This window comes from Ferruginibacter sp., from assembly GCF_031391665.1.
Classification (GTDB): domain Bacteria; phylum Bacteroidota; class Bacteroidia; order Chitinophagales; family Chitinophagaceae; genus Ferruginibacter.
Window position 1 is genome coordinate 1 of the sequence record NZ_JANMUN010000040.1, and the last position, 2616, is coordinate 2616.

A 2616-nucleotide genomic window follows, 5' to 3' on the forward strand; every position below is an offset into this window, starting at 1 on the left:
ATCGATTTTATCGCCACCATTCCGTACTTTTCTATTGAGCTTAAAGATTTTTTAATGGGTAACTTAACTGTGCAAACAATTATTATTAGCCAGCATTGGGAAAAAGATTTTGCAAGAAAAAGTATTGCCTGGGCCACTAACCCTACATGGACAGAAACTGATATGTCTTTTCTGGCAAAGAGTTTTAAAAATGTGGTGATTGTTGATGCGTTGACAATGCCGTATTAGAAACTACAAGTTTTGAAAGCCTTACTGATTTGGTGGCGCAGACCTATAAAAAATACGGCAATCCCTATAAAATAATTAGGGTGCTGAGAAGGTGGGGAAGTTGTTTTAATTCAACTCTCCTTTCACCACCTCCTCCTCAACTTCTCCTTCATCAATTTTATTTTACAGCATAAATTAACAATCAGTCTGGCATCATCCATTATAGAAAGCTGGTTAAGCGACTCAGTTACTTTTTTAATTTCTTCGGTATAAAATGCCGCCATTGTTTCAAAAGAATCCCAGTTAAAATTAGCACCGGTAATATCGGCAGCAATAATATTTAGCCGTGCGGTTCTTTTTTTAGTACCCATAATTTGTTTCATAACTTTTACTTTAAGTGATAAGGTTTAATGTTGCCGGTAAAAAGCGGGAGTAGGTAATTGTATTGTAAAGATGAAACGACATACATAAAAAAACAAGCGCAGCACTACTGATTATTAAACGTAGTTGTGGTATAAAAAAAAGGTAGTTCTACGTATAAGTTTACTGGAATGTATTTTTATTTTTAACATCATTTTTAAATTTACTTATCATGCAACAACCTAAAAAAATTACCTGTTTTGCATTTCTCCGGCTATTATTTTTATTGCTGCCGGTTATATTTTTTATGACTTCCTGTAATAACGATAGCGGCGGCGTTGTAATACAGGTGCCTAACGATACTTCGGCACTGGGAAAAATTAATCACTTTATTCCCCTTGCACAAATTAAAGCTTATGAAGCTGCTTTTGCAAGTGAACGAGATTCGTTATTAAAATTTCGTCCCGGATTTTCGATACCATTAAGCGAAGCGTTTAACAAACAGTCAATAATTGAATTGTTGCAGATTCCCGATTGTGTTGGCATAAGAATTTTATACGGGATAAAGAAAAATGGCGACAGCAGCAGCGTACGTTTAGTATTGGTTGGTGTTAACAGCAAAGGCGAAAATTTATATCTTTCTGAACAAAAACCAGGCAGAACAACTAATGAAACAGCAACTGCAGATAGCGCTGGCCGGCAAATGAAAACGGCAGAATCATCAGACGAAGAGGTTGGAGGAGAAGAACACGGACAGTGCAACCCTCCATGCCCTAATAATTATTAAAATATTTTTAATCAGCTTCGTACCTTATATATGAACAGCGAAGTACAATTTATACTAAGCCTCACTATTGCTGTTACAGTAATTATTGGGGTAATAAGATATAAGTCAATCGATAAATCTTATTACCCCTTTTTCTACCTTGCCTTAATTTCACTGCTTGTGGAGATAGCCAATTTTGTACTTACAAAATATAAAATGTACGATGCTATTTCGGCAATGATAAATGTATTTGATTACCTCGAATTCTTTTTTTACACCTGGCTTTTTCATTTATGGGGTTTATTTAATTATAGAAAGAAAATTTATCTTTTAGTAATTAGTATTTTTTTTATTTGCTGGCTGGTGCTTACTTTTTTTGTAGATGGGTTTACAAAAACAGGCGTTTATTTTCCTGTACTTTACACCTTTGCATTATTGTTTTTTGCAGTAACAGCATTTAATAAATTTGTAATACCCGACAGGCAGGCAATATTTAAAAATCCTAAACTTTGGATATTGCTTGGTGTAATTATATTTTTTGCTTTTTACCTCTTAATAGCTTCTACCTATCTTTCGGTGTTTGGTAAAAATACCAGCAGCGGTTTACGGAGAAACTTGCAGGGTATAATCAGTTATTCAAATCTTATTGTTAATTTGATGTTTGCAACAGCTGCACTATGGATCCCAAAGAAGAAGAATTTTACCAGGCTATTTTAATTGTTGCTTCGTTGGTAGGCATCATACTGTTATATTTTATTATAACGGCAGTAAGCTATCATAGAAAAAGCCTGCGTATGCACAAAGATAAAATACAGGCCGAAATTGATACGCTTGAAAACGAAAGAAGAAGAATAGCATCTGATCTGCATGATGAGCTGGGGCCATTATTATCTGCAGTAAAACTGCAAATAAACAATATTGAAACTGCAGGCGAAGAAGATCAGCAACTGGTTGTAAAATCCAGCCAGCATATCGACAGTATCATTCATAAACTTCGTGAAATTTCCAACAACCTTATGCCCAATACTTTGCTGCGTAAGGGATTAAAAACTGCAATAATGGAATTGGCTGATACCTATAAAAAAGCAAGTAAACTGGAAGTAAGGTTTAGTTGCGAACAGGAGATAAGGCTTGACCAAAACAAAGAAATTAATTTATACAGAATTGTGCAGGAGGTATTGCATAATACCATTAAACACTCAGGCGCCAATTTATTGCTGATCAGTTTGCGTAAAGAAGAAAACCGCATACTGCTTGCTACTTCCGATAATGGAAAAGGATTT

General features: G+C 34.9%; 5 protein-coding genes. 4 read left to right on the forward strand and 1 reads right to left on the reverse strand.

Features of this window, described 5'->3' with window-relative positions; translation table 11 throughout:
- Positions 1-228 (forward strand): hypothetical protein (locus ACY651_RS03450; RefSeq protein ID WP_462249746.1); only part of this gene is annotated, 228 nt, incomplete at its 5' end.
- 122 nt (positions 229-350) lie between these two features.
- Here ACY651_RS03450 and ACY651_RS03455 read toward each other — a convergent pair.
- Entirely contained in the window at positions 351-590 is a 240-nt protein-coding gene (locus ACY651_RS03455) for a hypothetical protein (RefSeq protein ID WP_462249748.1), read from the reverse strand.
- A 209-nt stretch (positions 591-799) separates the two neighbouring features.
- On the opposite strand from ACY651_RS03455, the gene ACY651_RS03460 reads away from it, so the two are divergent.
- The 3 genes from ACY651_RS03460 to ACY651_RS03470 all read left to right on the forward strand — a co-directional run.
- The gene (locus ACY651_RS03460; protein WP_462249750.1) at positions 800-1354 is read left to right on the forward strand and encodes a hypothetical protein; all 555 of its coding nucleotides are present in this window, start codon (positions 800-802) and stop codon (positions 1352-1354) included.
- Positions 1355-1384: 30 nt separating this feature from the next.
- Positions 1385-2050 carry a hypothetical protein gene (locus ACY651_RS03465; RefSeq protein WP_462249752.1) on the forward strand — a complete coding sequence of 222 codons (666 nt, stop codon included), beginning with the start codon at positions 1385-1387 and terminating at the stop codon, positions 2048-2050.
- The coding region (locus ACY651_RS03470; RefSeq protein WP_462249754.1) for a sensor histidine kinase at positions 2011-2616 on the forward strand (606 nt) is incomplete at its 3' end. The genes ACY651_RS03465 and ACY651_RS03470, both read left to right, overlap by 40 nt.